The sequence below is a fragment of the Polaribacter huanghezhanensis genome, from assembly GCF_030444335.1.
Lineage (GTDB): Bacteria > Bacteroidota > Bacteroidia > Flavobacteriales > Flavobacteriaceae > Polaribacter > Polaribacter huanghezhanensis.
In genome coordinates this window covers 1,522,625-1,547,822 of record NZ_CP128595.1, presented here as the reverse complement: position 1 = coordinate 1,547,822, position 25,198 = coordinate 1,522,625, and the positions used below count along the sequence as shown (strand labels likewise).

The following is a 25,198-nucleotide window of genomic DNA, read 5'->3' as shown; positions in this document are numbered from 1 at the left end:
TACCCTAAAAACTATCTTACTAATTTTCCTTTTTTGTAAAAACATCATAAACTAAACTAATTAGCAAAAGGAGTATCTAATTTTTCATATATCGAATTGTTAGAAATATATTCAGGGACTAATTCTTTAATAATACGAACTGTTTTTTGATTTTCTATTTTTTGATTTTCTACACATAGCTTTTCGACTAAAAGAATGGTACTTGCACAATCTAAATCTTGTGTTCTGGCAATCATAATTTTATCGTGGTAGGTAGAAATCGTATTTTCTCCTGTTGCTAATAATTCTTCGTATAACTTTTCACCTGGACGTAAACCTGTAATTTGAATATCAATATCTTCAGGATACTTTAACCCTGATAAATAAATCATTTTTTTAGCTACTTCAAATATTTTAACTGACTTCCCCATATCAAAGATATAAATTTCACCTCCTTCTCCCATTGTACCAGCTTCCAACACCAGTTTACAAGCTTCTGGAATCGTCATAAAATAACGAGTAATGTCTTTATGTGTAACTGTTAAAGGTCCGCCATTTTCTATTTGCTTTTTAAATAACGGAATGACGGATCCATTAGAACCTAATACATTTCCAAAACGAGTAATGGTAAATTTAGTTGAACTACTTTTTTTACTCAAACAACTGATATACATTTCTGCAACTCGTTTTGTTGCCCCCATCACATTTGTTGGATTTACCGCTTTATCTGTTGAAACCATCACAAAGCGCTCTACATTGTATATTAAAGATAAATCTGCAATTGTTTTAGTTCCTTTAACATTAACCTTGACAGCTTCACACGGACTTTCCTCCATTAAAGGCACATGTTTATATGCTGCTGCATGAAACACTTTTTGAGGAGAAAACTCTTGAAACAACAACTCCATTCTTTGTTCGTCTCGAACATCTGCAACAATAGCTTTAAAGTTTTGAATTCCCTTTTGAACTAACTCTTGCTGTAATTCATACAAATCAGATTCAGCTTGATCTACTAAAATTAAAAACTTGTTTTTGTATTGGCACAACTGCCTAGATATTTCACTTCCAATAGAACCTGCCGCGCCAGTAACCAAAATAATTTTATTATTTAAATCCCTTTGTAAAATTGGATTATCAATAAGAATTGAAGCTCTATCCAATAAATCTTCAATTTTTACATCTCTAATTTGATTTGCATGTAAGTTCCCATCAATCCAAGTAGATAATGGCGGAACAATTTTAACCTCAACATCAAACGGAATAAAGTAATCCGTGATTTCAAGTAATCTATCAGGTTTTACATTTTGAATTGAAATAATAATTTCATCAATATTATTTTTTTCTATAAAATCAAACGTAATTTTATCTAAACTAAAAATTTTAATCCGATCTATTTTTTTATTGATTTTACGAATGTCATCATCAATAAAACCAACAACCTCATAATTATTTTTCGTCTCTCTATTTAATGCACCATAGGTGATAATTCCAGAATCACCAGCTCCGTAAATTAAAGCGTTTTTAACCTGTCCTAATTCCGTAGTTAAAACCTCAAAAAAAGCTTTAAAAATAAATCGACTCAATGTTAATATAAATATATTCACTAAATAGTGAATAATGATAATTGATATTGGTATTGTAAAATTTGGAAAAAAACCAAAAACTCCGTTTATCAATATACTAAAAAAAGTAAATGAAGTTAGTAACGTAGCGGCTAAAAACACATTGAATACATCTCTAGTACCCGTGTGCCTAATGATTCCTTTATAAGAACCAACAAGCAAAAAACTAATTAGAGATAAAACTGCAATTAAAGGTATCTGTAGAATTAAATTTTGTGTATCAAAATTAAAACTGGCATTAAAGCGAACAAAATAAGCAAATACAAAAGAGATACTTACAGAAATAATGTCAATTATTAAAACAAGCCATCTAGAGGCATACTTATTTATTTTCCTTAAAAAAAAATGTCTAAACATTGCTCTTTTTTGGGCTAATTTACGATAAATTATGATTTATCATTGTTTTAAATTTCTAAAGAATTCAAACAGCTTAAAATAATTACGAAGCCAATATAAAAGCTTTAAATTTTTATAACACCCGTTGTGCCTTTTGATAAAATTCTGTCAGTTCTGTAAATGTCACCTAATTCGAGGACAAAATTAATACTATTTATTTTTCTTTTTCATTGATAAACCTGCCGAGCAGTCAGGTTGAAACAAAATTTTAGTCTTCAACTTTTTTTCTTAACAACTGCTTCTTTTTTCCGCATTTCCAGACCTTTTTACTACGAAAAAAAATTTAATGACGATTGATTTATAATTCTAGCCTTTCAACCTCTCTCAAGATAAATTATAACAGGAATCTATTTTTTTAATGTGTGTGATTCTTCACTACATTTTGACTATGACAATAACTATTAACTGATAACTGTTCACTGATAAATGATAATTGATCACTGAATACTGCCACTGAAAACTGATCACTGAATATTTAAGTTTTATTATCTCCATCAAATATAGCTTTGAATTTTCTCTGTCTCCTGTCATTTTGAGCGTAGCGTAGCGAAGTCGAGAAATCTTTTTATAATTATTTGTGAGATTCTTCACTCCGTTCAAAATGGTAGAAAAATCAATATTTAAAACTCTTGTACACTCACTTATTATGTACTAAAGATTATTATTAAGCTCATCCTGTCAAAGAAATAAAGAGCGTAAACACGGAAGTGCGACACGCAGTGTAACGCATGTAGTGTTGAAAGTGAATGGTCTGCAAGAGTTTCCTATGACAGGGTTTGATTCCTGCCTGCCGCAGGCAGGTTTGTAACTTTTTATCAAGAAAAAGTTAGGAGAAAAAAATAATGGAGATTCTTAATTTTGTTGAACTGCATTCGGAAAGACAAATCGAATGTCACTCTCGTAAATGCAAGAATCCATTATTAAGTATTGTTAGTTTTAACAAAGAAGCTAGTCTTACTTTAATTCTTTTCTTTTTTCCATCGATGACCTTTCGACTCCGCTCAAGGTGACACAACAAAAATCTAGCCTTGAATTTTCAACGGTCAATTACAAATGACTAAGACTATTAACTCATTATCGATCACTGATAATTGAACACTGCCACTGCAACTGAACACTGAATACCGCTAACCAACCAAACTTCTAATAGAATTCGCAATTCGCTCACGGTCTGCGTCAGTTAAATTTGATCCTGATGGCAAACACAACCCTTTTTCAAAAAGAGTTTCAGCCACTTGAGTTCCAAAATACAGGCAGTCTTTAAAAACAGGTTGTAAGTGCATGGGTTTCCATAATGGACGCGATTCGATATCGTTCTTTTCTAATTGCAAGCGCAAGTCTTCTCTTGAAAAACCAGTGACTTCTTCATTGATAATAATACAGCTCAACCAATGATTTGAAAAATAATCAATACTGGGTTCTAAAAATACGCGAATACCTGCAACATCTTTAAAGAGGTCTTGATAAAATTGATGCATCTTTCTCCGAAGTGAAACATGTTTGTCTAACACCTCCATTTGTTGGCTACCAATTCCCGCTAACACATTGCTCATCCTGTAATTATAGCCAATCTCTGAGTGCTGATAATGGGGAGCATCATCACGAGCTTGTGTTGCTAAAAAAATAGCTTTTTGTTTGTCTTCTTTTGTTTTACAAACCAATGCTCCACCCCCCGAAGTCGTGATAATTTTATTTTCGTTAAACGACAGAATTCCGAAATTTCCAAAAGTGCCACATTTTTGCCCTTTATACCTAGAACCCAGGGCCTCTGCAGCATCTTCTATTAAAGTAATTTTGTACTTCTTTGATATAGCTGATATTTTACCCATATTGGCAGGCATACCATATAAATGCACCACAATGATGGCTTTTGGTTTTTTTCCAATAGCTAATCTATTTTTAATAGCCGCTTCTAAGTAATTTGGACACATGTTCCAAGTGTCTTTTTCACTATCTATAAAAATAGGCTTCGCTCCCTGGTATACAATTGGATTTGCTGATGCAGAAAAGGTAAAACTTTGACACAGCACTTCATCATTTTGTTGTACACCTGCTAAAATTAATGCTAAGTGCAGAACTGCCGTACCAGAGGATAAGCAAGCTGCTTTTTTGTCATTTTTTAAATAATCCTCTAATTTTGATTCAAAAATATTAATACTATCTAGAGAGGAATAATCCTCATTTAATTTAGAACTAGAAAGAAGTATTTTTTCCTTCAAAATTTACTGTTTTAATATTGCTTTACATGTTTTAATAATTACCCCAACATCTTTTGCTAAATTTCTGTTCTCAATATATCTTAAATTAATTTTAAGTTTATGAGGCATAATTATATCTATATAATATTGATTTGGATCAGCTTGTTTTGATAAAATTTCATTTTCATCTCTAAATTCAATAGATGCCAAATCGGTAATTCCAGGCTTAACATTTAAAACTTTTTTTTGGTCATCAGAATATAGGTTTACATATTGCCTTACTTCAGGTCTTGGCCCTACAAAACTCATATCGCCCTTAAAAACATTAATCAATTGAGGAAGTTCATCTAATTTATATTTTCTTAAGTAATAACCTACATAAGTTACTCTTGGATCTCTACCCCCAATAGTTAACAACCCTATTTTATCAGCATCTATATGCATTGTCCTAAATTTAAAGATTTTAAAATCTTTATTACGCCTTCCCACTCTTACTTGTTTATAAAAAACAGGACCAGAAGATGAAAATTTTATTATTACAGAAACTAAAAATAATATAGGTAAAAGAATAAGCAAACTAATAAATGAGATTGTAAAATCAAATATTCTTTTTATCATTATCCTTTAATTTTTTTTACTGAAGCAGCAACAGCTTCTACAACTTTATTTACATCATCATTCGTTAAATCATAATATACTGGCAAAGAAATTTCACATTCCCACAATGATTTTGCAACTGGAAAATCATTTATTTTATATCCTAAATTTTTATAATAAGTTAGCATCGGTAATGGTTTATAATGCACATTTACAGAGACATTTTGTTCAAATATTTCTTGGATAATTAAATTTCTTTCTTCTAAGGTAACATCTTTTATTCTTAATAAAAATAAATGATATGACGACTCTCTGTTTTCATCTATAAAATGAGGGATTATTGCCCAATCATACTTCTGTAATAATTTTGAATATTCGTTGAAAATACTTTTCCTTTTAGGAAGGGTTTCAGAATCATATCTTTCTAGCTCAACTAATCCGATTGAAGATAAGATGTCAGTCATATTGCATTTAAAGCCTGCGTCTATTACATCATATTCCCAGCTTCCTTTTTGTGACTTTGCCAACGCATCTTTGTTTTGTCCGTGTAAGGACAAAGTATTTAATTGTTTATAAACCTCTGCATTATCAAATGGTTTCGGCAAGTTGATACAAATAGCACCACCTTCTGCTGTTGTTAAATTTTTAACTGCGTGAAAAGAAAATACTGTGAAATCTACCTCAGAGCCCACATTTAATCCATTATACTTAGCTCCAAAAGAGTGTGCAGCATCAGAAAGAATCATAATTCTTCCTAATTTTTCTTGGTTATCAGATTGTGGATTAAATTTGTCTTTTATTTCTGGCTTATTAACTATTGTTTTCAATTCATCAAAATGAACAGGTAAACCACCTACATCAACTGGAATAATGGCTTTGGTTTTTGAAGTGATATGCACCTCTATTTTTGACATATCAATTCCAAAATCAGAATTCACATCTACCATTATTACTTTAGCTCCTCTGTGAATAACAATGTTCGCTGATGCACAATAAGTATAAACAGGTACAATAACCTCATCTCCTTCTTTTACCCCAAACCAATATAATAACAGTTCTGCACCTGCCGTCCATGAATTAACTGCCAATACATTAGATACATTACAATACTTAGCAATCTTTTTTTCAAATAATTTAGTCTTTGGACCTGTAGTAATCCAACCTGATTGAAGTGCATTGGTAACTTCATCAATGATTTTTTGGTCAATTCTTGGGGGTGAAAATGGGATCATATTTTTATTTTAGATATAACTTAACTTTGGTTTCTCTACTTTTAAAATCGTATTTTAATAAAACTCTCTCTCTACTATCTGCTAAGAGAATTCTTTTTAATTCAATTGCCCCATTAATTTTATGAAATTTAAGAACATTTTTATTGGAAGTATCAACTTCAAAATTTATCTCACTAATACCGAGAGATTTAATAATCTTAAGGAGTACTTCGTGCATGATTAAGGAAGAAACAGAGTCATCAGAATCTTTTGACCAAACCCAGTACTCTAACCTAGCTCCACTCTTTGAAATGAATTGATCACCTTTATTGTTTATCGATTTGAATCTTGAAATTAAACTTAAAATAATGGAAGGCTTCTTTAATATAGAAGGAATTGATGATAAACCTAATGGCACTTTATTCTTGTTTAAAGTTCTCATTTGATCCTCTATATCTATAGTAGAACTGCAAAATCCTAGTAGTTTACCATTATCGTTTTGTGCACAAACAATGATGAAATTTACATTTTGTAATAAAATTTTGTAATATCTTTTAAGAAAAACCCTATCTAAAGAGGCAAAAACTCCAACTTTATAATTTTTTCTAACTGCATAATGTAGATTTACAATGCTATTTAAATCTTTTAATTTTGCTAATCTATAATTCATTTTATTTAATACTTTTTAGGGTCGTCATTTCCACTAGTATGTTGTAACCGTCCCATATATAGTCAAAGTCTAGTGCTTTTCCTATTGGTACTATTCGATCAACGTATTCTACACTAATATCCTGTAATAATGATTTAATATTTTTCGTACTTAAGCCACTATAAGAAATTGTTTGAGTACGTTCGTCAATATACTGTTTTGATTCGTCTAATGATTCCAATAAATCATAATAGAGGTAACCTCCTCCACAACTATGGGGAACGGAAGATTTATTTATCTTTGCTAAAGTGAAATAATTTGAAGTATTTATCACTTTTGAAACTTTATCTTCAATTACATCTACAACTCCTTGATTAAGTTTTAATAATGAAACTGAACTAATGTCTTCATTATATTTTTCTTCAGCAAGTTGAGATATGCTGTTATATATTCTTAATAAAATAGCCTCTTTATCAATGTTTTTACCAATTATTAATAAACTTTGAGGTGAAGAACAACCTTTTTGATTAAAAGTATAAATATCATTATATAAATTTTTAATAATATCGTTGTAATCATTTTCAAAGTCATTTATATCTTCGATGTTTATTATTGAGAGAGAGACCTTATCTGTGAAATACAAATCTTTAACTTTTGGTTTTGTAGAATATCTTTTAAATTGTTTTATTGTCTCGTCGCCACCCCAAATTATTCGACCATTTACATTTGAGGAAAACTCTTCATTGATAATATCTGAACGTTCGTAGGTAATAACATTTATATAATTCTCAAAAATTTTATAATCTTTCTTTTGAATTAATTGATTAAATATCTCAAAAATTTTAAAAATATAAATATTTTCTAATTTTGATGAAATCCTTACAATATTTTTGTTTCCAGCTAACAACGATAACACTAAACTATAGATAAACATTGTATCAACGTTAGAAGGACAGATGTGCAAAACTTTACCTAAAGGTTTAACAATAAAATTATTTTCTTTTTTAATATGTTCATTATCAAAGAGTATTCTTTGAATATTCTTTTTTCTTAACCAAAAACCCAAAGCGACAAATGAAGGCTCTAACTTGAAAGAAGGTTCTTTTAGTATGTTTTTTGACAAATCATTCAAAAAACGTAAAACAATATTATCTGCAAAAGCAATTGGATAATTATTATCTAACATAACGGGTAATGAAAATGTCTTTTCGTAATTAATTTTCGGTATAATTCCTTTAATCATCTTTTATTTATTAAATGTGTCACTACAACCTCTAATTTCTGCTTTTTTTGCTCTCCCTAGTATTTTGAAATATTTACCTTTCCAACCGTTAGATGCATCATCCTCTCCCATTATTACTCCAATATCTTCAGTTAATAAAGAATGACCCGGATAACTTTTAGGAATAATACTTAACACTTGGATTAAACCTTCTTTACCATGGGGCAATATTGAAAAATTTTTTGGGTCTCTAATAAGAATATCAGCAAAATTTGGGCAATGAAGATACCCATCAGAATTCTCTAAAAAAACAGAGCCAACTTGCTCTACCATACCATAAAAGTTGTAAATGTTTTCAGGTTTAATTTTAAATTTATTGTTTAAAATTTTCTTAAATGTTAAATTATCTACTTCAAGGGATTGTAATTTTTTCCATCCACCACTATGTATTAGAATAGCGTTACTTAAATCTATATCAAAATCTAAATCTACACTAGCTAAATATTGCCATACCATAAAAGTGAAACCAAAAATTAATACTCTTTGTCCGTTGTACTTCTTGGAAAATTCTTTCAATTCATTTTTAAGCAATTCAAAATCATTGTCTAATAAATATAAATGTTTCTTTCCGAAAATTGAAAGGCCTAAAATTCCCGCTCCTCTGGCAGTAAACGTTTTTCGATTTTTTAACACTGATTTAGAATCCACAATCATCATTGGTAATCTATCTTTACCAACAACATGTGATATTATCTTAGATAGTGTTAAAGTTTGTAAAGCAGCTGTTTCTTTATCTAAAACAATTTGACTAGGAATACTTCCTGTAGTTCCGCTGGATTTTAAAACTTTATAAATATTTTCCTCAGAGATGCTATGTAATAATTTATTTTTAAAAATACTAACAGGCAAAAAAGGAACTTGGTCTACTGAGCTTATTTCGTCTTTTTTATGAAAATAAACTTCACTTATCTTTTTGTGATCAATTGAATTTGATAAATGATGGTTATTTAAATCATTCAATAATTTAAAGAAGTACTGATTCTTTTTTTCTTTAGTTAATGAATACTGTTCAATATCAATATAATCTCTAAATCTCATAATTGGTCTGTAATTCTTTATAATTTATCTTTCCATTAGATGTTAAAGGGAACGAATTAATATAGTTATATTTAATTATACTTGAATGAATTTTCAGTTTTGACATAACCGCTTTTCTTATCACATCAAGTGATACCGATTTTGTATCAGTAAATACTATTATGTATTTATCTTCTATTCCTAAACAAGCAAAATTAGCACCATCTAAATTGACTTTAAGAAAAGTTTCTAACTCATCCAAATTTACACGATTCCCAAACACCTTAATAAAACGTTTCAATCTACCAGTAATAAAATAAAAACCTTTTTCATCTTTTCTTGCTAAATCACCAGTACGAAGTTGTGACTCATCAATCCAATTTATTAAATCTCGATAACCTTTTGCATAACCTCCAAAAACGTTTGGCCCTTCATATAATAATTCATTTGTTTCATTATCTAAAAAAAGTTTCCCTTTTAATATCGGTTTACCAATTGAATTGATATTTTCTTTTAAATCTTTAGGGGGGACGTAAGAAATTCTTGCAGTCGCCTCGGTTTGTCCATACATAATATAAAAATCAACAGAATTATCTAAACAGTAATTTAAAAATCGTTGTTTTATTTTTTCATTTAAACTACCCCCTGCTTGAGTAATATATTTTAAAGAATAATATTGTTGTTTTCTAAAACCAATTCTATCCAACATTTCATAAATAAATGGTACGCCTGCAATAGAAGTAAATCCAAAACTCTCAAATTGATTCCAAAAGAGCCTACCTAGAACATCTTCACAGTTACATACAATTTCACCTCCAGCAATTGCATTAGAATGTAATACCGATAAACCGTACGAGTAAAATATAGGTAAATTTAATGGACAAACATCTTCTTTTACAATAGGTAAATAATCAATTATTGAAATTGAATTTTGAACTAAGTTTTTATCTGAAAGTTTTACAAACTTTGGTGAACCTGTAGTTCCTGAAGTGGAAAGAAGAAGTTTAATATTTTTATTTAAAATAATATTACTTTCTTCTTTATATTTGAATAGCTCAATTTCAAAATATTCTGATTTGACAAAAATTTTTGAAAAATCTCTAATTTTCGATCTTTTATCATCAATTATAATATTGGGATAATAATCTTTTTCTAATTTATTTTTTAATTCTTCATCTAATCCTTCATCTAACAAGGCTATTGTAAAATTACTTTTTAAAAAAGAAAAATAAATACCTATGGTAGATACTTTATTACGCTTATTACTATAAAGAAACACTAATTGCTTTTCTTTATTTTTAATAGAATTTAAATCAAATAAAATTTCTTTTACTTTATATCTTTTTTCTGTGTCAGCATCTATTAATACTAACGATTTATTTAATTGAATTTTATCAAATATCATAAAAAATATTTTAAATCACCATTCCACCATCTACGCCAATGACCTGACCTGTAACATACTCGGACAAATCCGAAGCCAAAAAAAGAATCACATTAGCAACATCTTTAGTTGTACCTAGCCTGCCTAATGAGATTGATTTTAAATTATCCTGAACAACACAATCAGCAATACCTTCTGTCATGCCGGTCATAATAAAACCTGGAGCAATTGAATTAACACGAATATTTAGGGGGCCTAATTCTTTACTTAAAGATTTTGTAAAACCAATTACTGCAGCTTTACTAGCGCTATAAATTGACTGACCTTTACTTCCGTTAGAACCTATAATCGATGATAAATTAATAATCGAACCTTTTTTATTTCTTATCATTAACCTAGAAGCTCTCTTACTTATATCAATTAAAGCAAAAACATTAGTATCAAATGTTCTTTTAATTGATTCAGTTCTCACCATTTGTAGAACAGCATCCTCCATTATACCCGCATTATTGACAACAACATCAATAATTACCTTACTTTTTTTTATTTGCGTAAACAGATTCTTTAACAGTTCAGTGTTTGTAATATCAATTACATAATAGTCAACGACTATATTAAACTTTTCTAAGTCTTTTGATAATTCTTTTAATTTTACTTCATTTCTTGAAATTAAAATTAAGTTAGCACCGTTCTTCGCAAATGTTAAAGCAGTTTCTTTTCCAATACCTGAGGAGGCACCAGTAATTAATGCTGTCTTTCCAGATAATAAATTAAAATTTAATTCCATTTTTATTTAAAATTTCTTTAGATTTAGCAACACTACTCATATCAATAACATCATCTGTATCTATTTCAACATCAAAAACATCTTCTAACTCAGCAATTAAAATCATATGAGAAATTGAATCCCATTGTTCAATACTTTGGTATTGTAAATCATCCTTCACAATACTAGCTTCAATCTCTAAGGCATTACAAAATGCTTCAATAAGTTTTTTATTATTCATAATAATTATTTTTAATGTTATTTTTAATGTTATTTAATTAATGATATGAAATCATTTGTCAATTTTATATAATCAAAATTTAATGCGGTACTCCTTGAATTTAAGCACATATCATCGTACTCTTTTTTATCTAAGTTTGCAATTTTCACTATAGAGTTTGCGTAATCTTTAGCCGAATTAAACTCTTTTGCAATTCCTAAATTAAATTTAGTAATTAAACAATACCCCATTTTTAAATTTGATAATATTGGTTTACCACTTGCCAAATATTGAAATAACTTACTCTGACTACCACCATAATTCCAAATATAATTTGGACTATAATTAAGAATATTAAGATTACTTTTTGATAAAATATATGGAACATATTTGGGGTTAACCCATTTTTCTTTAAATATTACATTTGATATATTTTTCTTTTTACAGTAAGATATTAATTTTTCTCTTTCCTCACCGTCTCCGTATATTAAAATTTTAATATGAGCTGAGCTTTTTATTAAAGAAGCAGCTTCAATAAGCTTTATGATATTATTAGCTAATCTCACAGATCCAATATAAACAACTTTAAAAAAATCATCGTTTTGTAGATCCATATCATTTAACTTATAATTTATCTTGTTATAATCGAAATCTTTAATATCAACACCATTATTTATATAATGTATTTTGTTATCATCAATTTTACCTCCTTGACTTGTTAGCCATCTCTTTTGTTTTAAATATTCTATACCCCCCTCCATTGAGAATATTATTTTATTTGCTTTAATATACATCCATTTTTCTATAAAGTAAGAAAGTTTTAAAATTGGATTGTTTTTACTAACCAAATCAAAAGCAAGAAAGGATTCTGGCCACAAATCTAAAACTTCTGTAAAATACTTTGCTTTTAACTTAAATGCCGTAAAAACTGTAATAAATCCAAAAGGAGGGGCACAAGTATGTAATATATAATCTGGTTTATCGAAATTCCTTGAATAAAAGTGTAGCTTCAAATGAAAAATCAATAAACTCCAAAATCTATAGAAACTATTAGATGAATAACTTTTACTGTTTATATGAATAAAATCTAGATTACCATACGAAACCTCTTTAAACTTTAACTCTGGTGTCAAAAGATTAATATTCTTATTGTGTAGAAAACTAGATGAAATGATTTTAGTTTCATAACCAGCATCATTTAAGTACTGTGCAAATTTTATTGCTCTCAGACGACTTTCGTGTTCTGGAGGCATTGCATAATAATTTACTAACCAAAAAATTTTTCCCATTAACCTAAAATTTATTAATAAGATCTACAATTCTAACCATATCATTTTTATCTAAAATAGGACTAATTGGTAATGATAAAACTTCTCTATGAATTTTTTCGGTTATTTTAAACTTTAAATTGTTTAAATCTTTGTAGCATTCCTGTTTATGCGGTGGAATTGGATAATGAATAACTGTTTGCACTCCATTCTTTTCTAAATATTCTTTCAACTCATCTCTTCTTTCGGATCTTATCACAAACAAATGCCAAACATGACTATTAATATTACCCTTAATTATTTCTGGTAGGATTATTTCAGGATTATTAATATGATTGAGATAATATTGAGCGACTTCTTTTCGCTTTGCATTCTCATCATTAAGGTATTTTAATTTGACAGAAAGTATACCAGCCTGAATTTCATCCATTCGACTATTCAAACCACTAAACTTATTTTTATATTTAATTTCAGAACCATAATTTGCCACAGCCCTAATAATTTTCGCTAATTTTTCATCATTCGTAGTTACTGCGCCACTATCCCCAAGAGCTCCAAGGTTTTTTCCTGGATAAAAACTAAAACCCGCAGCATCTCCAAGGCTTCCAGTTTTCAAATTGTTATAATTTGCTCCAATGGCTTGGGCATTATCTTCAATAATCTTTAAATTATTATCAGTAGCTATTTTTTTTAATTTCTTATTAAAACAAACTTGACCATAAAGATGCACGATCATAATTGCTTTCGTTTTATCCGTAATTGCCTCCTCAATTTTGTCGATATCTAAATTATAACTAACAATATTTGGCTCAACCAAAACAGGTATTAAGTTATTGTCTGTAATTGCAAGTAAAGACGCTATATAAGTATTTGCAGGCACTATTACTTCATCTCCCTCCTTCATTACCCCCATTTCAATATAACCTCTAAGAATTAATTTTAGAGCATCTAAGCCATTTGCACAGCCAATTGCACATTCAGTTCCTACAAATTGAGCCAAATTCTTTTCGAATTTTTTAACTTTATCTCCAAGTAAATACCATCCAGAATCTATTACTTCGTTAGTAATGTTTTTTATTTCGTCTGAATATTGTTTATTAAGCCCTTGTAGGTCTAAAAATTTAATCATCTTTTAATTTATGTTTTAATCCATTTTTATCTTTATAATCAAGATCTAATAAAATGCCTTTATTTGTAATATATCCTTTATGGTGAGCCGGATTTCCATACCAGATGGTATTATCGGGAATATTTTTAGTTATTAAACTACCAGCGCCAATAAAAGCATAAGCACCTATTTCATTACCAGCTATAATTGTTGCATTTGCACCAATTGATGCTCCTTTACAAATTTTTGTTTGTAAAAAGGACGTTGGATAAGATTTAGATCTAGGGACCATATCGTTAGTAAATGTCACATTTGGTCCAATAAAAACATGATCCGAAACTCTTAACCCATCCCACAATTGAACTCCCGATTTCACCGTTACATTATTGCCAATAATAACATCGTTTTCTATAAAAACATGACTATTGATATTACATCCGTCTCCAATGGTAGCACCTTCCAAAACAACACAAAATTGCCAAATAAATGTGTTTAAACCGATATTAATAGATTGCACCTCTGCAGTTGGATGTATCATTATCTTTCTTTTTTAAATTTTAAAAAGTCTTCATATTTACGAATGTAATCTGCCTCATCATAGAGTTCTGAAGCTAATACCAAAGTTATACATCCTGATGAAAAATTATCCAATTCTCGCCACAAACCAGGAACAATATGGAGAGCTTTATTAGGGTTATTTAAAGTTATTTTTTTACTGTTTCCCCCATCGTTTAGAATCACTTCAAAACTACCGCAACCAGCAATTATATATTGTTCTAATTGATAATGTGCATGCCCCCCTCTTGACGCACCTCCCGGAATATCATATAAGTAATAAACTCTTTTTACATCAAATGGGATATTATTTCCGTTTTCCAAAATCGTAATATTTCCTGCATCATTGCAAATTTGGGGAAGATCTATCACTGAACAATCAAAAACAGTATTATTATTTCTCTTCATTTCTCAGTGTTTTAAAATCTATAAAATCTCTTATATAATCATTATCATCATAGGCTATGGATGATGTAATTAGTACTAAAGAGTTTGTAGAAAAATTTTCCAATCTTCTCCATAACATATTTGGTACATACAAACCTTGATAAGACCTATTTAAACTATATATAATTTCTTTTTCACCATCACTTAAAACAACATCAAAACTACCTGAAAGAGCAATAATAAATTCTTGAGATTTTTTAAAAGCATGCCCTCCTCTTTCTTCACCACCTGGAACATTGTTAATTAAATATGTTCTTTTTATTTTAAATGGTATTTGTTTATCGTTTTCAAAAAAACTCAAATTACCACGTTTATCTAAAATTTTTGGTAAAGAAATAATTTTCTCAGTTTTAAAAGTCATTAATCAAGTTTTTTGTATTTGTATCCCTTTAAAGTGAAAATAACTTTCCTTCTTATTTTCCAAGGAATTGGAATAAATTTATTTAAAATAACAAATATTAAAACATATGTCTTAAATTTTAATTCTTCAGTTCTAGACATTAATTCTCTATTCTTAATATCTGGTTGAAAGCCTAAGTTACTTATTTTTTTATATTCAGATCTTAACCATTTTCCTTTAATAACAGTGTTTGACATTTTAAAAAAATTATTATACACCATAAAAAAACCATCATATTTATCACTTCTAACAGATCCATATCTTTCGAAATCCCACGCATTCTCCTCCCTAACTAATAAATCTTCCAAAACTGAAATTTTCCATAATGAATAAACACAGGTAGGTCTGTACAAAGAACCTTTATCAATTATTCCAAAAAACTCATTATATCTCCGTGTAGGTGTACCAATATTGTTTTGAGTAAAAAGAGAAAGGAAGTTTCCCTTAGCAGCAAAAAAAGAATTTGTTATCAAGTTTAGTTTATTTTGATCTACATATTCAATAATTGGACTGTCTTCTAATGTAATCAAAAGGTAATCATATTTCGATTTTAATTTATCTATTGTTTTTAACAATCCGTCAGACCAACTTTCATCTTTACCTATTTTTATTGCACTAAAAGTTGATTCTGGAATCGATTTATTATTAGTAATAAAGTATTTATCATAAGGACAATCAGGCCAATATTTTTCTGAAAAATTTATGAACATAGGCCACAAATCAGAATAGCTATCGCAAGTAAGAACTATTAAAGCAGTTGATTTATTCATTATTTTTATAGTTTATGATTTTCAATTTGCATTTTTATCCAGTTGTATTGTTGTCTTAAACCTTCTTCTAAGTTTACTTGAGGCTCCCAACCCAATATTCTTTTAGCTTTGGAATAATCAGCACTTCGTGCTTTATCTCCTTCTGGCTTTGTAGTATCGTAAAGTGGGTCAATATTTTTCTCAGAAATTTTAATTACCTGTTCTGCTATTTCTTTAATAGAAGTACAAATAGAAGGACCTATCTGAATAACACCTTCCCCTAAGCCTTTATCTAAAGATAAGCATAATGCATTCACAATATCATCAACATGAATAAATGCACGACCTTGTTCCCCACTTCCCCAAACATGAAAAGGTTCCGAATCAGAATTAATTGCTTTTCTTATTAAAGCTGGGATAACCTGGCTTCGTTCACCAAAATCACAAGGAGCTCCATATACATTGTGGAACATCAAAGTACTAGTTGGAATACCAGTCTCTTTTTCTAATAAATCAGTTTCATATTGTCCCATTAATTTACTCCACCCATATGCTGACTCAGGTAAAGCTGGATATAGTTCTTCCTCTTTTAAAGGAATTACATCTAATGAATTTTGTCGAGTTAAAGGAAAACTACAAGCTGTACCTACATAAATAAAACCTTTAACAATATCTTTACCAGCCTTACGACAAGAATCAATAATATTAGAATTGATTAAGTTATTTAGTCTAAATATGGAACCTTGATTCTTAAACACATAATCTATTCCAGCCACAATATCAGCTAAATGAATAACATAATCTACATCTAGAATAATGCTATCAGCATTTTCTGCTATAGATAAATCCATATTAAAGAATCTAGTTTTAAGATCAATAACAGATTTCCCATTTGTATCATTGAGGTATTCTAACTTCCCCCTCCACAAATTATCGATTACGAAAACGTCGTTTCCTTCCTTTACTAAACGTTTAACAAGATTGGAACCAATCATTCCACATCCACCAGTAACAAGTATTTTTTTCATTTTAATTTAAGATATATAGATAATAAGTACCTAAAGATTTATAATTTATATTTAGTCTATTCAAAATGATTGATTGTATCATATCCTCCATTTTTTAAATACTGATGTTTTTTCATCAACTTGATATCAGAACTCATCATGTCATTAACTAAAGAAGCTAAATCATGTTCAGGAATCCAACCAAGATTTGTATTAGCTTTTGTAGGATCTCCTATTAATAAGTCAACTTCAGTTGGACGAAAATATTTTGGGTCAACAGTTAATATTTCTTTTCCCAATTCTAGTTGATATTCTAAATTATTACATGATTTTATATATGCTTTCTCATTGATGCCTAACCCTTTAAACTCTAATTCTATTCCAACCTCAGCAAAACTCATTCTAACGAATTCTCTTACTGTAGTTGTTTTTCCAGTCGCAATTACCCAATCTTCTGGTTGCTCAGCCTGAAGAATCATCCACATCATGCGGACATAATCTTTAGCATGACCCCAATCTCTTTTCGCCTCTAAATTTCCTAAATAAAATTTTTCTTGTAATCCTAAAGCAATTCTTGCAGTAGCACGAGTAATTTTACGTGTTACAAAAGTCTCACCGCGCCTAGGAGATTCGTGATTAAATAAAATCCCATTACAAGCAAACATATTATAGGCTTCACGGTAGTTCTTGGTAATCCAAAACGCATAAATTTTTGCAACACCATAAGGTGAACGGGGATAAAAAGGTGAGTTTTCATCATAAAACCCATTGTCATTTTTATTCTCTGGTATACCTCCATATAATTCAGAAGTAGAGGCTTGGTATATTCTGGTTTTCTTTTCTAAGCCTAATAGACGAACCGCTTCTAAAATTCTCAAAGTTCCAAGACCATCAACATTACCTACATATTCAGGGGTATCAAAAGAGACTTTCACATGAGACATAGCTCCTAAATTATATATTTCATCAGGTCGACATTCCTCTATAATTCTAGTGAGGTTCATAGAATCTGTTAAATCACCATAATGTAATTTTAATTTTTGATTAGGATGGTGAGGGTCTTGGTACAAATGGTCGATACGATCTGTGTTTAAAGAAGAAGCTCTTCGTTTAATCCCATGTACTTCATACCCTTTCTCTAACAATAGCTCAGCTAAATAAGAGCCATCTTGACCAGTAATACCACTAATTAATGCTACTTTCATAATTATAGTTTTATTTCTTTTATTGAATCGATATTATTTAAAAACCATTGATAGGTTTTTCTTATTCCATCTTCTAAATTTATTTTGTGTTTCCAACCTAAGGCGTGCATCTTAGAAACATCCATTAATTTACGAGGAGTACCGTCAGGTTTAGAACTATCCCATATTAATTCTCCTGAATGTCCAACAACATCTTGTATTGTTTCAGCTAATTCTTTAATCGTTAAATCGACACCTGAGCCTACATTGTATAAGTATTCTGGCAGTTTATTTTCTAAAGCAAAAACTACCGCTTCCGCTAAATCATCAACAAATAAAAATTCTCGCATTGGCTTACCACTACCCCATAATGTTACTGGAGAATTGTTATTGTTTTTTGCTTCGTGGAACTTTCTTAACATTGCTGGAAGAACATGAGATGTGTTTAAATCAAAATTATCATGTATACCATATAGATTTGTTGGCATTAAACTAACATAATCCCTCCCATATTGCTTCCTTATAGCTTCACACGTCTTGACTCCTGAAATTTTGGCAATAGCATACCATTCATTAGTTGGCTCTAAAGAATCAGTTAATAGGTATTCTTCTTTCAAAGGTTGTGGAGCAAACTTTGGATAAATACAGGAGCTCCCTAGAAAAATAAATTTATCAATACCTGCCGTATGGGCACCATCAATGAGATTGTTTTGAATATTCATATTCTCCATTAAAAAATCATAGGGAAAATCATTGTTCGCTAGAATACCTCCTACTTTTGCAGCAGCGTCAATAATTACCTGAGGTTTTTCATCCTTCAGAAAGAACTTTACAGCTTGTTGATCTCTTAAATCAAGTTCTTTACTGGTTGCTCCAATTAAGTTTTTATAACCTTTAGATACTAAATTTCTCCATATTGCACTGCCCACCATGCCCTTATGTCCAGCAATATATATATTTGTTTTTTTATTCATATGATTGGTTTTTAAAAAATCTATAATAAAATTTTAAATCTAGAATAATTAATCCAGTACTGTTTTATATAGACCAATTAACTTATTTTCTTCAGCTTTCCAATTATATTTCTGCTCAATAAGTTTACGTCCATTCTCCCCCATTTGTTTAGCTATTTCAGGATTATCTACTAAATATTTAATTGCAGCTGCTATTTCATTTATATTATTTGGGTTTACACATATTCCACATTTATTAATTTCGACTATTTCTTTCCACAAAATAAAATCTGTACAGATAATTGGTAAACCAGCCATCATATATTCAAAAAATTTGTTGTTTGATAAATTCCCAATATTACCCTTACAAAGAGGTATATAATCTAAAAGAACCATTCCTATTCGCGATTTTGCATATATGATATTATGGACATCCTCACGTTTTACTAATCCAATGTAATTGACCTTTTTCCAACCTTCCAAATTTTTCAATTTATCAATATAGGAATTATCTCCGTGTCCTGCCAAATTAAACTGAACATCTCCTAACTCAGGTAAAGACCGGACAATATTTTCTATTTTCCACATCTCCGAGAATAACCCAGCATAGCACAACGAGGGTTTAGTGCTATCCTCAAATTTTGTTCTACTTCCTGTTAAAACAGGAAAATTAAATATCAATTTATTGTTTTTACATGTTTTCTCAAGTCGTTCCTGAGTCCAATGATAACATGAAATTATAGCATCAAATTTCCTGCAATAATAATATTCATAAGCAGTATATATCTTTGATATTATGTATAATACTGGGTATGGAATTGTTTTTTTTTCAAAAATTAATAAAGGATGATCTTCAAAGCTATCAAAAATCACTTTTTTACCTTTCAGCTTTAACTTTGCACCATAATGTAAACATGATGGGTCATTAAAGTGATAAATATCTGCATTTATGCTTAACGCTTTCTTATAAAGAAGCTTCGGTAAACTAAAATTCCTTTGAAAGAGTCCTTTTGGTTTATAGGGAAAACCAACGACATGAACACCATTTTTTATTTCGTCTTTTGCATTAGGGGATACCAAATAAACTTCATATCCTGCATTTACAAGAGAGGAACATTCTTTTTCAAAAACACGAACATCAGAAGATTTTTTTGATGTAAAATAACATACTTTTAACATAAAATTTATATAAAAAATTTAACTATTCTACTACAGGCTAACCCATCACCATATGGATTAACAGCCTTACTCATAGAGTCGTAATAATCTTTACTATCTATTAACTTCGAAACCTCTGTAATAATTTTATCATAATTTGTTCCAACAAGTTTTACCGTTCCTGCTTCAAGTGCTTCAGGTCTTTCTGTTGTATCACGCATTACTAATACAGGTTTCCCAAGACCTGGTGCTTCTTCCTGAATACCACCACTATCAGTTAAAATTATACTAGACATTCCCATTAAGAAAACAAAATTTAAATAATCCAACGGTTCTATAAAAAACATATTATGCTTCTCAGTTTCATTTCCAAAGATTTCAATTATCGGTTTTCTTACATTCGGATTTAAATGCATTGGATATACAAAATCTACATCAGGATATTTTAGAGTTAAATCTCTCAAAGCCTTGCAGATATTAATAAACCCATCCCCAAAATTCTCTCTTCTGTGACCAGTAATTAAAACTAGCTTTTTATTTGATTTAATCCGATTAACATTGTAACCTAATTCCTTGATGTTTTTCTCTAATTCATCTTTTAACCTATTAGAACTTTTTATTTTCTCAAGAACCAAATAAAGACCGTCAATTACAGTATTTCCTGTTACAATTATTTGTTCATTTTTAATATTTTCAGCTAATAAATTTTTCTTACTTAAACCTGTAGGTGAAAAGTGGTAAGTTGCTATTCTCCCGGTTATTTGACGATTCATCTCTTCCGGCCAAGGACTATATATATCATTGGTTCTCAGTCCTGCTTCTATATGAGCGACTGGTACTTGTTGATAATAAGAAGCTAATGCTGTTGCTGTTGATGTTGATGTGTCTCCGTGAACAAAAACCATATCAGGATTAGTTTCTTTCAATATGTCTCTCATTCCAACAAGAACTTTTGCAGTAACGTCATACAGATCTTGTCCTTGTTTCATTATCTTCAAATCATAATCTGGAGTTATCTCAAATATTTCTAGCACCTGATCTAACATTTCTCTATGCTGCCCTGTCACACATACTATAGTCTTAAAATCTTTTGGATATTTCAAAAACTCTTTAACGAGAGGGGCCATTTTAATTGCTTCTGGACGTGTACCAAAAACAAGCAATATTTTTTTCATCTGAATCAATTTAAAACTTATGTAGACTTAATTATATTTATTTTAAGTGTCAATGACAAATGTTTATGTTTATTATTCTGTTAAATATGTTACTTGAAAAGACAAGTGTATGAAAAGATAAATACTGAAAAAAAATTGATATGACCATTTTAATTTATTTTTAGATATTGTATATATGTACTCTGAAATAAAAATTAATGGAAATATTATTGTGTAATATCTAAGTCTACTAGTTATAGTTGGTGAAGCAAAGAAAAATATTTGTAACAGAATTACAGATACTCCTAAATTATATATCAAATTATTGTATTTATTTATCTTATTATTAATTAAGAGTTCTTTATATATAAAATTCATTGAGATAAATAAAATAACCCTTTCCCAAAAACCAATTCCTAAATAATTATTCTGTCGATCAACACTATTCATATAGTAACCAATCCTTAGGGCATCGAATTCAGTATCGAATCCTGAAAAGGATATTATAGAATTTATTAAATCAACTTTTAAAACGTACAGTATTAATGAAAATAAAAACAGAAAATAGATCAATTTTCTATTAATAAACTTATCTACCCATATTAAACTTAAACAAAATATCATAGAATTATGAAATGTTATTCCTAAAAAAATTAACAAAAGATAAATAGTTTTTTTATTAATATGAATTAATGCAATTAGAAAAATACAAAAGGCTAATGCTTGTCGTAACATACCTATTTGAAATGTTAAATAGGTAAGTGCAATATAAATTGGAAATGCATTTACGGTACTTATTTTGTATCTCTTACAGAAATAATAAAAAACTGAAAGTTGTATTAAGGAAGTAAAAAAAAGAAATGAAGAAAAATTACTAGAAAATAACTTAAATATAGAAATAAAGTATCTATAACCAATCTCAACAGTAAAAGCATAATCATCTAGTCCATATCCATTCTTTATAATAAATGAAATTGGTTGAATTTGTTCAAACATATACTTATACTCAGGTATATCTGGAAAAGATGATTGACCATACAATCTAACTAAATTCAGTAAAATTAAAGAAACAAATAAAAATAAATATGGCAGACCATCACCTATATATTTTTTTGCATTATGAGCAAAAAATTGTAGTATAAGAAAATAGAACAGTAATAATCCCGAAATTATCATTTTTTAACTATTATTTAGTTCTTTGAAAAGAGTAATCCATTGCTTTCCAATAACTGATAGATCAAAATTTTTTACTTTTTGTTTTGATTGATTTGAAATTCTTTCTAAATCGTCACTAGATGACATTAATAATGATAACTTTTTAACGTATTCATTAACATTAAAAGGAGTAATTAAAAAGCCATTTTCTTTATCATCAATTAAATCTTTAGCGGACAGAAATGAATCAAATGCAATTGGGACTAATCCGTATTGCATTGATTCTAGTATGGTCATTGGTAAACCTTCAAATGATGAAGTCATAGTAAAAATTGAAGCTGTTTCATAAAACGGTTTAGGGTCAGTAAATCCATGGAAAAAAACATTTTTTAAATTAAGTTTGCCACTTAACTGTTTCATTGACTCTAGCTCATCTCCTCCACCAACGATGTTTAATGTCCAATCACTATGTTTAACTTCTATTAGACTCCATATTTTTAATAATAAATCAACTCTTTTCTGAGAAGAATTAACACGACCAACATATAGAACTTCTTTTTTTTTGTTACACTTTTTAACATCGTTATAAACTATAGGGTTAGGCATTCCAATTACATTATTAGTTAGTTTACCATTCAATAAAATCTCTAGTTCTTCTTTATATTTTTCTGACAATAAAAAAACATAATTACTATTTCCACAAAGAGCTTTATAGTGTTTACCGTATTTAATTATATAAGATTTTCTTAAAATATAAGAAAAAAATTTAGTGTTTAGAAAGGGTGTGATCCAATCTAATCCAAGTTTCTGAAATTTATTCTGATAAATAAAGCTAAAATTATTTATAGTGGCCAAAAGCGAATTATGTACTACAGAAATTAATTTGACTTTATTAATCTTACAATAAGATGCTAATTTAGATATTTGGATATTATTACCACCTTGATTTATCACTAAACTAATAGATTTTTCAATTAAAAAAGATTGAAAATAATTAATATTTTTTTTTGTAAAAGCAGATGTAGGATCTGGTAAAAAATACTGTCTTTTATCTATCGTTGGAGTATTATTTGGTAATGCTAAAAAAATAACGCTTAATCCTTTTTTTTCGAAATAACCAGCTAAATTAACAGTAACCCTTTCTACTCCTCCTAATTGAGGATTTATATTTGCTGTATAAAGAAATAAAATATTCATAAAAGAAAAAAAATTAGCATTAACTATTGTATTATTTTTTTAAAATTTAAAAGTAAAAAATTAAATTCTTTAATTTTAAACCAATAACTAAAAGAGAGATAAAATACCAATCCTATTAGAATACCTAGAAAAAGTTGTAGATATATATTTGAAATTAATAATAATGATAAATGTATTGTTACTCCCATAGCAATCGATAAGGAAAAAATTGAAAATATAGATTTAAATTGTTCGAAATAGCCTGTATTTATTACTTTTTTGGAAAAATAAATAATAATAATCATATCGAAAAAATTATAGACAAGTAATCCTATACATAATACTGTTAGTCCAAATGGCATGGTTACCACTAAAATAAATAAACCTACAATTTTTTTTATTATTTCAGCTTTTAAAAAGTAATCTGTACGGCCTTTAACATGTAGAATTTGATTATTAAGAACCATTAAGGGAATCCACATATAACCAATACATAAAAACATAAATAAATCTGTAATAGGAAGCCATTTATCTGTCAATATTACTAAAATTAATGGTTTCGCTAAAACTGACATAGAAATCATTACTGGGAAAATAATATAGCAAGACATCCGTAAATATTGCTTAAATGAAGATAATAATAATTCATTTTCATCTTGAATTTTACACTGAATTGGATAGATCGCTCTTGATATAATAGCCATTAAACTTACTGATGGAAATCGTGCAGACAGATTCGCTTGATTGAAAAAACCCACATCTGTTGCTGAATATTTTCGTCCTATTACCAAACTATAGAGATTGATATAAATAGTATGTAATAATCCTGATAATAATAACTTTGAACCAAATGAAAATAATGATTTCAAAGAGCTAACTGAAAAAATAAATTTTGGAATCCACTTAGTTAGTAAGCATAAAATTGATGTATTTAAAATATTATTTAATAATGATTGTGCCACAAGTGCCCATACTCCATAACCACTGTAAGCTAAATACACACCTAATAAACCGCTAATAATTACAGCTGTCAATGATGCCCGTGCTTGTGTTTTAAAATCAAGTGATATTGTCAATTTAGCTACTTGAACAACTGAAAAACCTTGAATAATTAGGCTCAATCCTAACCATTTACATAACAACTCTAATAATGGTTCTCTATAATATAATGCTATATATGGAGCTGATAAATATAAAATTATATATGAAATTAATGAAATAGCAATATTAAAATAGAATACTGTAGAAAAATCTGTTTCTGTTCTGTTTTTTTTTTGAACTAATGCACTTGAAAAGCCACTGTCTACAAAAGATTGAGCAACAGCTATAAAAATAGTCAGCATTGCTATTAATCCATATTCTGAAGGAGCAACTAAACGAGCTAGAATAATTGTAAGAACAAACTGAATTACTTGAACTGAAAAGCGCTCAATAGCACTCCAAACAACAGTTTTAATCGATTCACTTATTAATGAATTCTCCTTCAAATTAAAATTTTAAAATTAACTTATTACTATAATTTAAATTGGTCCTGTAAATTATTTATTGTAATTAGAACATTTT

The 25,198-nt window shown here is 28.9% G+C and carries 24 protein-coding genes; all 24 read right to left on the bottom strand.

The window, feature by feature from the left end; genetic code table 11:
• Positions 1 to 56: 56 nt before the first annotated feature.
• The 24 genes from KCTC32516_RS07375 to KCTC32516_RS07265 all read right to left on the bottom strand — a co-directional run bounded on the left by KCTC32516_RS07375 (position 57) and on the right by KCTC32516_RS07265 (position 25,122).
• A complete protein-coding gene (locus tag KCTC32516_RS07375; RefSeq protein WP_301399778.1) occupies positions 57 to 1,958 on the bottom strand; it encodes a polysaccharide biosynthesis protein in 1,902 nt (633 codons plus the stop codon).
• 1,166 nt (positions 1,959 to 3,124) lie between these two features.
• Positions 3,125 to 4,216 carry a DegT/DnrJ/EryC1/StrS family aminotransferase gene (locus tag KCTC32516_RS07370; protein ID WP_301399777.1) on the bottom strand — a complete coding sequence of 364 codons (1,092 nt, stop codon included), beginning with the start codon at positions 4,214 to 4,216 and terminating at the stop codon, positions 3,125 to 3,127.
• A 3-nt stretch (positions 4,217 to 4,219) separates the two neighbouring features.
• Positions 4,220 to 4,813 carry a sugar transferase gene (locus KCTC32516_RS07365; RefSeq protein WP_301399776.1) on the bottom strand — a complete coding sequence of 198 codons (594 nt, stop codon included), beginning with the start codon at positions 4,811 to 4,813 and terminating at the stop codon, positions 4,220 to 4,222.
• Positions 4,813 to 6,024: a DegT/DnrJ/EryC1/StrS family aminotransferase gene (locus tag KCTC32516_RS07360; protein ID WP_301399775.1), complete on the bottom strand. Its 1,212-nt coding sequence runs from the start codon at positions 6,022 to 6,024 to the stop codon at positions 4,813 to 4,815. The genes KCTC32516_RS07365 and KCTC32516_RS07360 overlap by 1 nt, the downstream gene beginning before the upstream one ends.
• A gap of 4 nt (positions 6,025 to 6,028) precedes the next feature.
• On the bottom strand, positions 6,029 to 6,673 hold the full coding sequence (locus tag KCTC32516_RS07355) for a hypothetical protein (RefSeq protein ID WP_301399774.1): 645 nt from the start codon (positions 6,671 to 6,673) through the stop codon (positions 6,029 to 6,031).
• 1 nt (position 6,674) lies between these two features.
• Positions 6,675 to 7,895 (bottom strand): acyl-CoA reductase, encoded by a 1,221-nt coding sequence (locus tag KCTC32516_RS07350; RefSeq protein WP_301399773.1) that lies wholly within the window; start codon positions 7,893 to 7,895, stop codon positions 6,675 to 6,677.
• A 3-nt stretch (positions 7,896 to 7,898) separates the two neighbouring features.
• Entirely contained in the window at positions 7,899 to 8,972 is a 1,074-nt protein-coding gene (locus tag KCTC32516_RS07345; RefSeq protein WP_301399772.1) for a LuxE/PaaK family acyltransferase, read from the bottom strand.
• Entirely contained in the window at positions 8,962 to 10,356 is a 1,395-nt protein-coding gene (locus KCTC32516_RS07340; RefSeq protein ID WP_301399771.1) for an AMP-binding protein, read from the bottom strand. Before KCTC32516_RS07340 ends, KCTC32516_RS07345 begins: the two co-directional genes overlap by 11 nt.
• Before the next feature lie 10 nt (positions 10,357 to 10,366).
• On the bottom strand, positions 10,367 to 11,122 hold the full coding sequence (locus tag KCTC32516_RS07335) for an SDR family NAD(P)-dependent oxidoreductase (protein ID WP_301399770.1): 756 nt from the start codon (positions 11,120 to 11,122) through the stop codon (positions 10,367 to 10,369).
• Positions 11,106 to 11,342 (bottom strand): acyl carrier protein, encoded by a 237-nt coding sequence (locus KCTC32516_RS07330; RefSeq protein ID WP_301399769.1) that lies wholly within the window; start codon positions 11,340 to 11,342, stop codon positions 11,106 to 11,108. Before KCTC32516_RS07330 ends, KCTC32516_RS07335 begins: the two co-directional genes overlap by 17 nt.
• Before the next feature lie 29 nt (positions 11,343 to 11,371).
• Positions 11,372 to 12,610 (bottom strand): glycosyltransferase family 4 protein, encoded by a 1,239-nt coding sequence (locus KCTC32516_RS07325; protein WP_301399768.1) that lies wholly within the window; start codon positions 12,608 to 12,610, stop codon positions 11,372 to 11,374.
• 4 nt (positions 12,611 to 12,614) lie between these two features.
• Positions 12,615 to 13,718, bottom strand: a complete 1,104-nt coding sequence (locus KCTC32516_RS07320; RefSeq protein ID WP_301399767.1) for a DegT/DnrJ/EryC1/StrS family aminotransferase — start codon at positions 13,716 to 13,718, stop codon at positions 12,615 to 12,617.
• Entirely contained in the window at positions 13,711 to 14,235 is a 525-nt protein-coding gene (locus KCTC32516_RS07315) for an acyltransferase (RefSeq protein ID WP_301399766.1), read from the bottom strand. Before KCTC32516_RS07315 ends, KCTC32516_RS07320 begins: the two co-directional genes overlap by 8 nt.
• Positions 14,235 to 14,660: a sugar 3,4-ketoisomerase gene (locus KCTC32516_RS07310; RefSeq protein WP_301399765.1), complete on the bottom strand. Its 426-nt coding sequence runs from the start codon at positions 14,658 to 14,660 to the stop codon at positions 14,235 to 14,237. The genes KCTC32516_RS07315 and KCTC32516_RS07310 overlap by 1 nt, the downstream gene beginning before the upstream one ends.
• Positions 14,647 to 15,060 carry a sugar 3,4-ketoisomerase gene (locus KCTC32516_RS07305; RefSeq protein WP_301399764.1) on the bottom strand — a complete coding sequence of 138 codons (414 nt, stop codon included), beginning with the start codon at positions 15,058 to 15,060 and terminating at the stop codon, positions 14,647 to 14,649. Before KCTC32516_RS07305 ends, KCTC32516_RS07310 begins: the two co-directional genes overlap by 14 nt.
• Positions 15,060 to 15,869: a hypothetical protein gene (locus KCTC32516_RS07300; RefSeq protein ID WP_301399763.1), complete on the bottom strand. Its 810-nt coding sequence runs from the start codon at positions 15,867 to 15,869 to the stop codon at positions 15,060 to 15,062. The genes KCTC32516_RS07305 and KCTC32516_RS07300 overlap by 1 nt, the downstream gene beginning before the upstream one ends.
• 5 nt (positions 15,870 to 15,874) lie before the next feature.
• The gene (locus KCTC32516_RS07295; protein ID WP_301399762.1) at positions 15,875 to 16,876 is read right to left on the bottom strand and encodes an NAD-dependent epimerase/dehydratase family protein; all 1,002 of its coding nucleotides are present in this window, start codon (positions 16,874 to 16,876) and stop codon (positions 15,875 to 15,877) included.
• Between the two features lie 56 nt (positions 16,877 to 16,932).
• On the bottom strand, positions 16,933 to 18,060 hold the full coding sequence (gene gmd / locus KCTC32516_RS07290; RefSeq protein WP_301399761.1) for a GDP-mannose 4,6-dehydratase: 1,128 nt from the start codon (positions 18,058 to 18,060) through the stop codon (positions 16,933 to 16,935).
• Positions 18,061 to 18,062: 2 nt separating this feature from the next.
• Positions 18,063 to 19,013 (bottom strand): GDP-L-fucose synthase family protein, encoded by a 951-nt coding sequence (locus KCTC32516_RS07285; RefSeq protein ID WP_301399760.1) that lies wholly within the window; start codon positions 19,011 to 19,013, stop codon positions 18,063 to 18,065.
• Positions 19,014 to 19,061: 48 nt separating this feature from the next.
• Positions 19,062 to 20,171, bottom strand: coding sequence for a glycosyltransferase (locus KCTC32516_RS07280; RefSeq protein WP_301399759.1), 1,110 nt, complete (start codon positions 20,169 to 20,171; stop codon positions 19,062 to 19,064).
• 5 nt (positions 20,172 to 20,176) lie between these two features.
• Positions 20,177 to 21,325: a non-hydrolyzing UDP-N-acetylglucosamine 2-epimerase gene (gene wecB / locus KCTC32516_RS07275; protein ID WP_301399758.1), complete on the bottom strand. Its 1,149-nt coding sequence runs from the start codon at positions 21,323 to 21,325 to the stop codon at positions 20,177 to 20,179.
• Positions 21,326 to 21,397: 72 nt separating this feature from the next.
• Complete coding sequence (locus tag KCTC32516_RS12160) at positions 21,398 to 22,480, bottom strand: EpsG family protein (protein WP_366911089.1); 1,083 nt, start codon at positions 22,478 to 22,480, stop codon at positions 21,398 to 21,400.
• A gap of 3 nt (positions 22,481 to 22,483) precedes the next feature.
• Positions 22,484 to 23,656, bottom strand: coding sequence for a glycosyltransferase (locus tag KCTC32516_RS07270; protein ID WP_301399757.1), 1,173 nt, complete (start codon positions 23,654 to 23,656; stop codon positions 22,484 to 22,486).
• A gap of 23 nt (positions 23,657 to 23,679) precedes the next feature.
• Positions 23,680 to 25,122, bottom strand: a complete 1,443-nt coding sequence (locus tag KCTC32516_RS07265) for a lipopolysaccharide biosynthesis protein (protein ID WP_301399756.1) — start codon at positions 25,120 to 25,122, stop codon at positions 23,680 to 23,682.
• Positions 25,123 to 25,198 lie beyond the last annotated feature (76 nt).

Bases quoted from the DNA above. Each gene is read 5' to 3' on its own strand.
- KCTC32516_RS12160 (WP_366911089.1), bottom strand. From the start codon at position 22,480: ATGATAATTTCGGGATTATTACTGTTCTATTTTCTTATACTACAATTT.
- KCTC32516_RS07310 (WP_301399765.1), bottom strand. From the start codon at position 14,660: ATGAAGAGAAATAATAATACTGTTTTTGATTGTTCAGTGATAGATCTT.
- KCTC32516_RS07350 (WP_301399773.1), bottom strand. From the start codon at position 7,895: ATGATTAAAGGAATTATACCGAAAATTAATTACGAAAAGACATTTTCA.
- KCTC32516_RS07355 (WP_301399774.1), bottom strand. From the start codon at position 6,673: ATGAATTATAGATTAGCAAAATTAAAAGATTTAAATAGCATTGTAAAT.
- KCTC32516_RS07320 (WP_301399767.1), bottom strand. From the start codon at position 13,718: ATGATTAAATTTTTAGACCTACAAGGGCTTAATAAACAATATTCAGAC.
- KCTC32516_RS07335 (WP_301399770.1), bottom strand. From the start codon at position 11,122: ATGGAATTAAATTTTAATTTATTATCTGGAAAGACAGCATTAATTACT.
- KCTC32516_RS07325 (WP_301399768.1), bottom strand. From the start codon at position 12,610: ATGGGAAAAATTTTTTGGTTAGTAAATTATTATGCAATGCCTCCAGAA.
- KCTC32516_RS07345 (WP_301399772.1), bottom strand. From the start codon at position 8,972: ATGAGATTTAGAGATTATATTGATATTGAACAGTATTCATTAACTAAA.
- KCTC32516_RS07285 (WP_301399760.1), bottom strand. From the start codon at position 19,013: ATGAATAAAAAAACAAATATATATATTGCTGGACATAAGGGCATGGTG.
- KCTC32516_RS07295 (WP_301399762.1), bottom strand. From the start codon at position 16,876: ATGAAAAAAATACTTGTTACTGGTGGATGTGGAATGATTGGTTCCAAT.
- wecB (WP_301399758.1), bottom strand. From the start codon at position 21,325: ATGAAAAAAATATTGCTTGTTTTTGGTACACGTCCAGAAGCAATTAAA.
- KCTC32516_RS07315 (WP_301399766.1), bottom strand. From the start codon at position 14,235: ATGATACATCCAACTGCAGAGGTGCAATCTATTAATATCGGTTTAAAC.
- KCTC32516_RS07300 (WP_301399763.1), bottom strand. From the start codon at position 15,869: ATGAATAAATCAACTGCTTTAATAGTTCTTACTTGCGATAGCTATTCT.
- KCTC32516_RS07270 (WP_301399757.1), bottom strand. From the start codon at position 23,656: ATGAATATTTTATTTCTTTATACAGCAAATATAAATCCTCAATTAGGA.
- KCTC32516_RS07280 (WP_301399759.1), bottom strand. From the start codon at position 20,171: ATGTTAAAAGTATGTTATTTTACATCAAAAAAATCTTCTGATGTTCGT.
- KCTC32516_RS07330 (WP_301399769.1), bottom strand. From the start codon at position 11,342: ATGAATAATAAAAAACTTATTGAAGCATTTTGTAATGCCTTAGAGATT.
- KCTC32516_RS07375 (WP_301399778.1), bottom strand. From the start codon at position 1,958: ATGTTTAGACATTTTTTTTTAAGGAAAATAAATAAGTATGCCTCTAGA.
- KCTC32516_RS07305 (WP_301399764.1), bottom strand. From the start codon at position 15,060: ATGACTTTTAAAACTGAGAAAATTATTTCTTTACCAAAAATTTTAGAT.
- KCTC32516_RS07340 (WP_301399771.1), bottom strand. From the start codon at position 10,356: ATGATATTTGATAAAATTCAATTAAATAAATCGTTAGTATTAATAGAT.
- KCTC32516_RS07365 (WP_301399776.1), bottom strand. From the start codon at position 4,813: ATGATAAAAAGAATATTTGATTTTACAATCTCATTTATTAGTTTGCTT.
- KCTC32516_RS07360 (WP_301399775.1), bottom strand. From the start codon at position 6,024: ATGATCCCATTTTCACCCCCAAGAATTGACCAAAAAATCATTGATGAA.
- gmd (WP_301399761.1), bottom strand. From the start codon at position 18,060: ATGAAAGTAGCATTAATTAGTGGTATTACTGGTCAAGATGGCTCTTAT.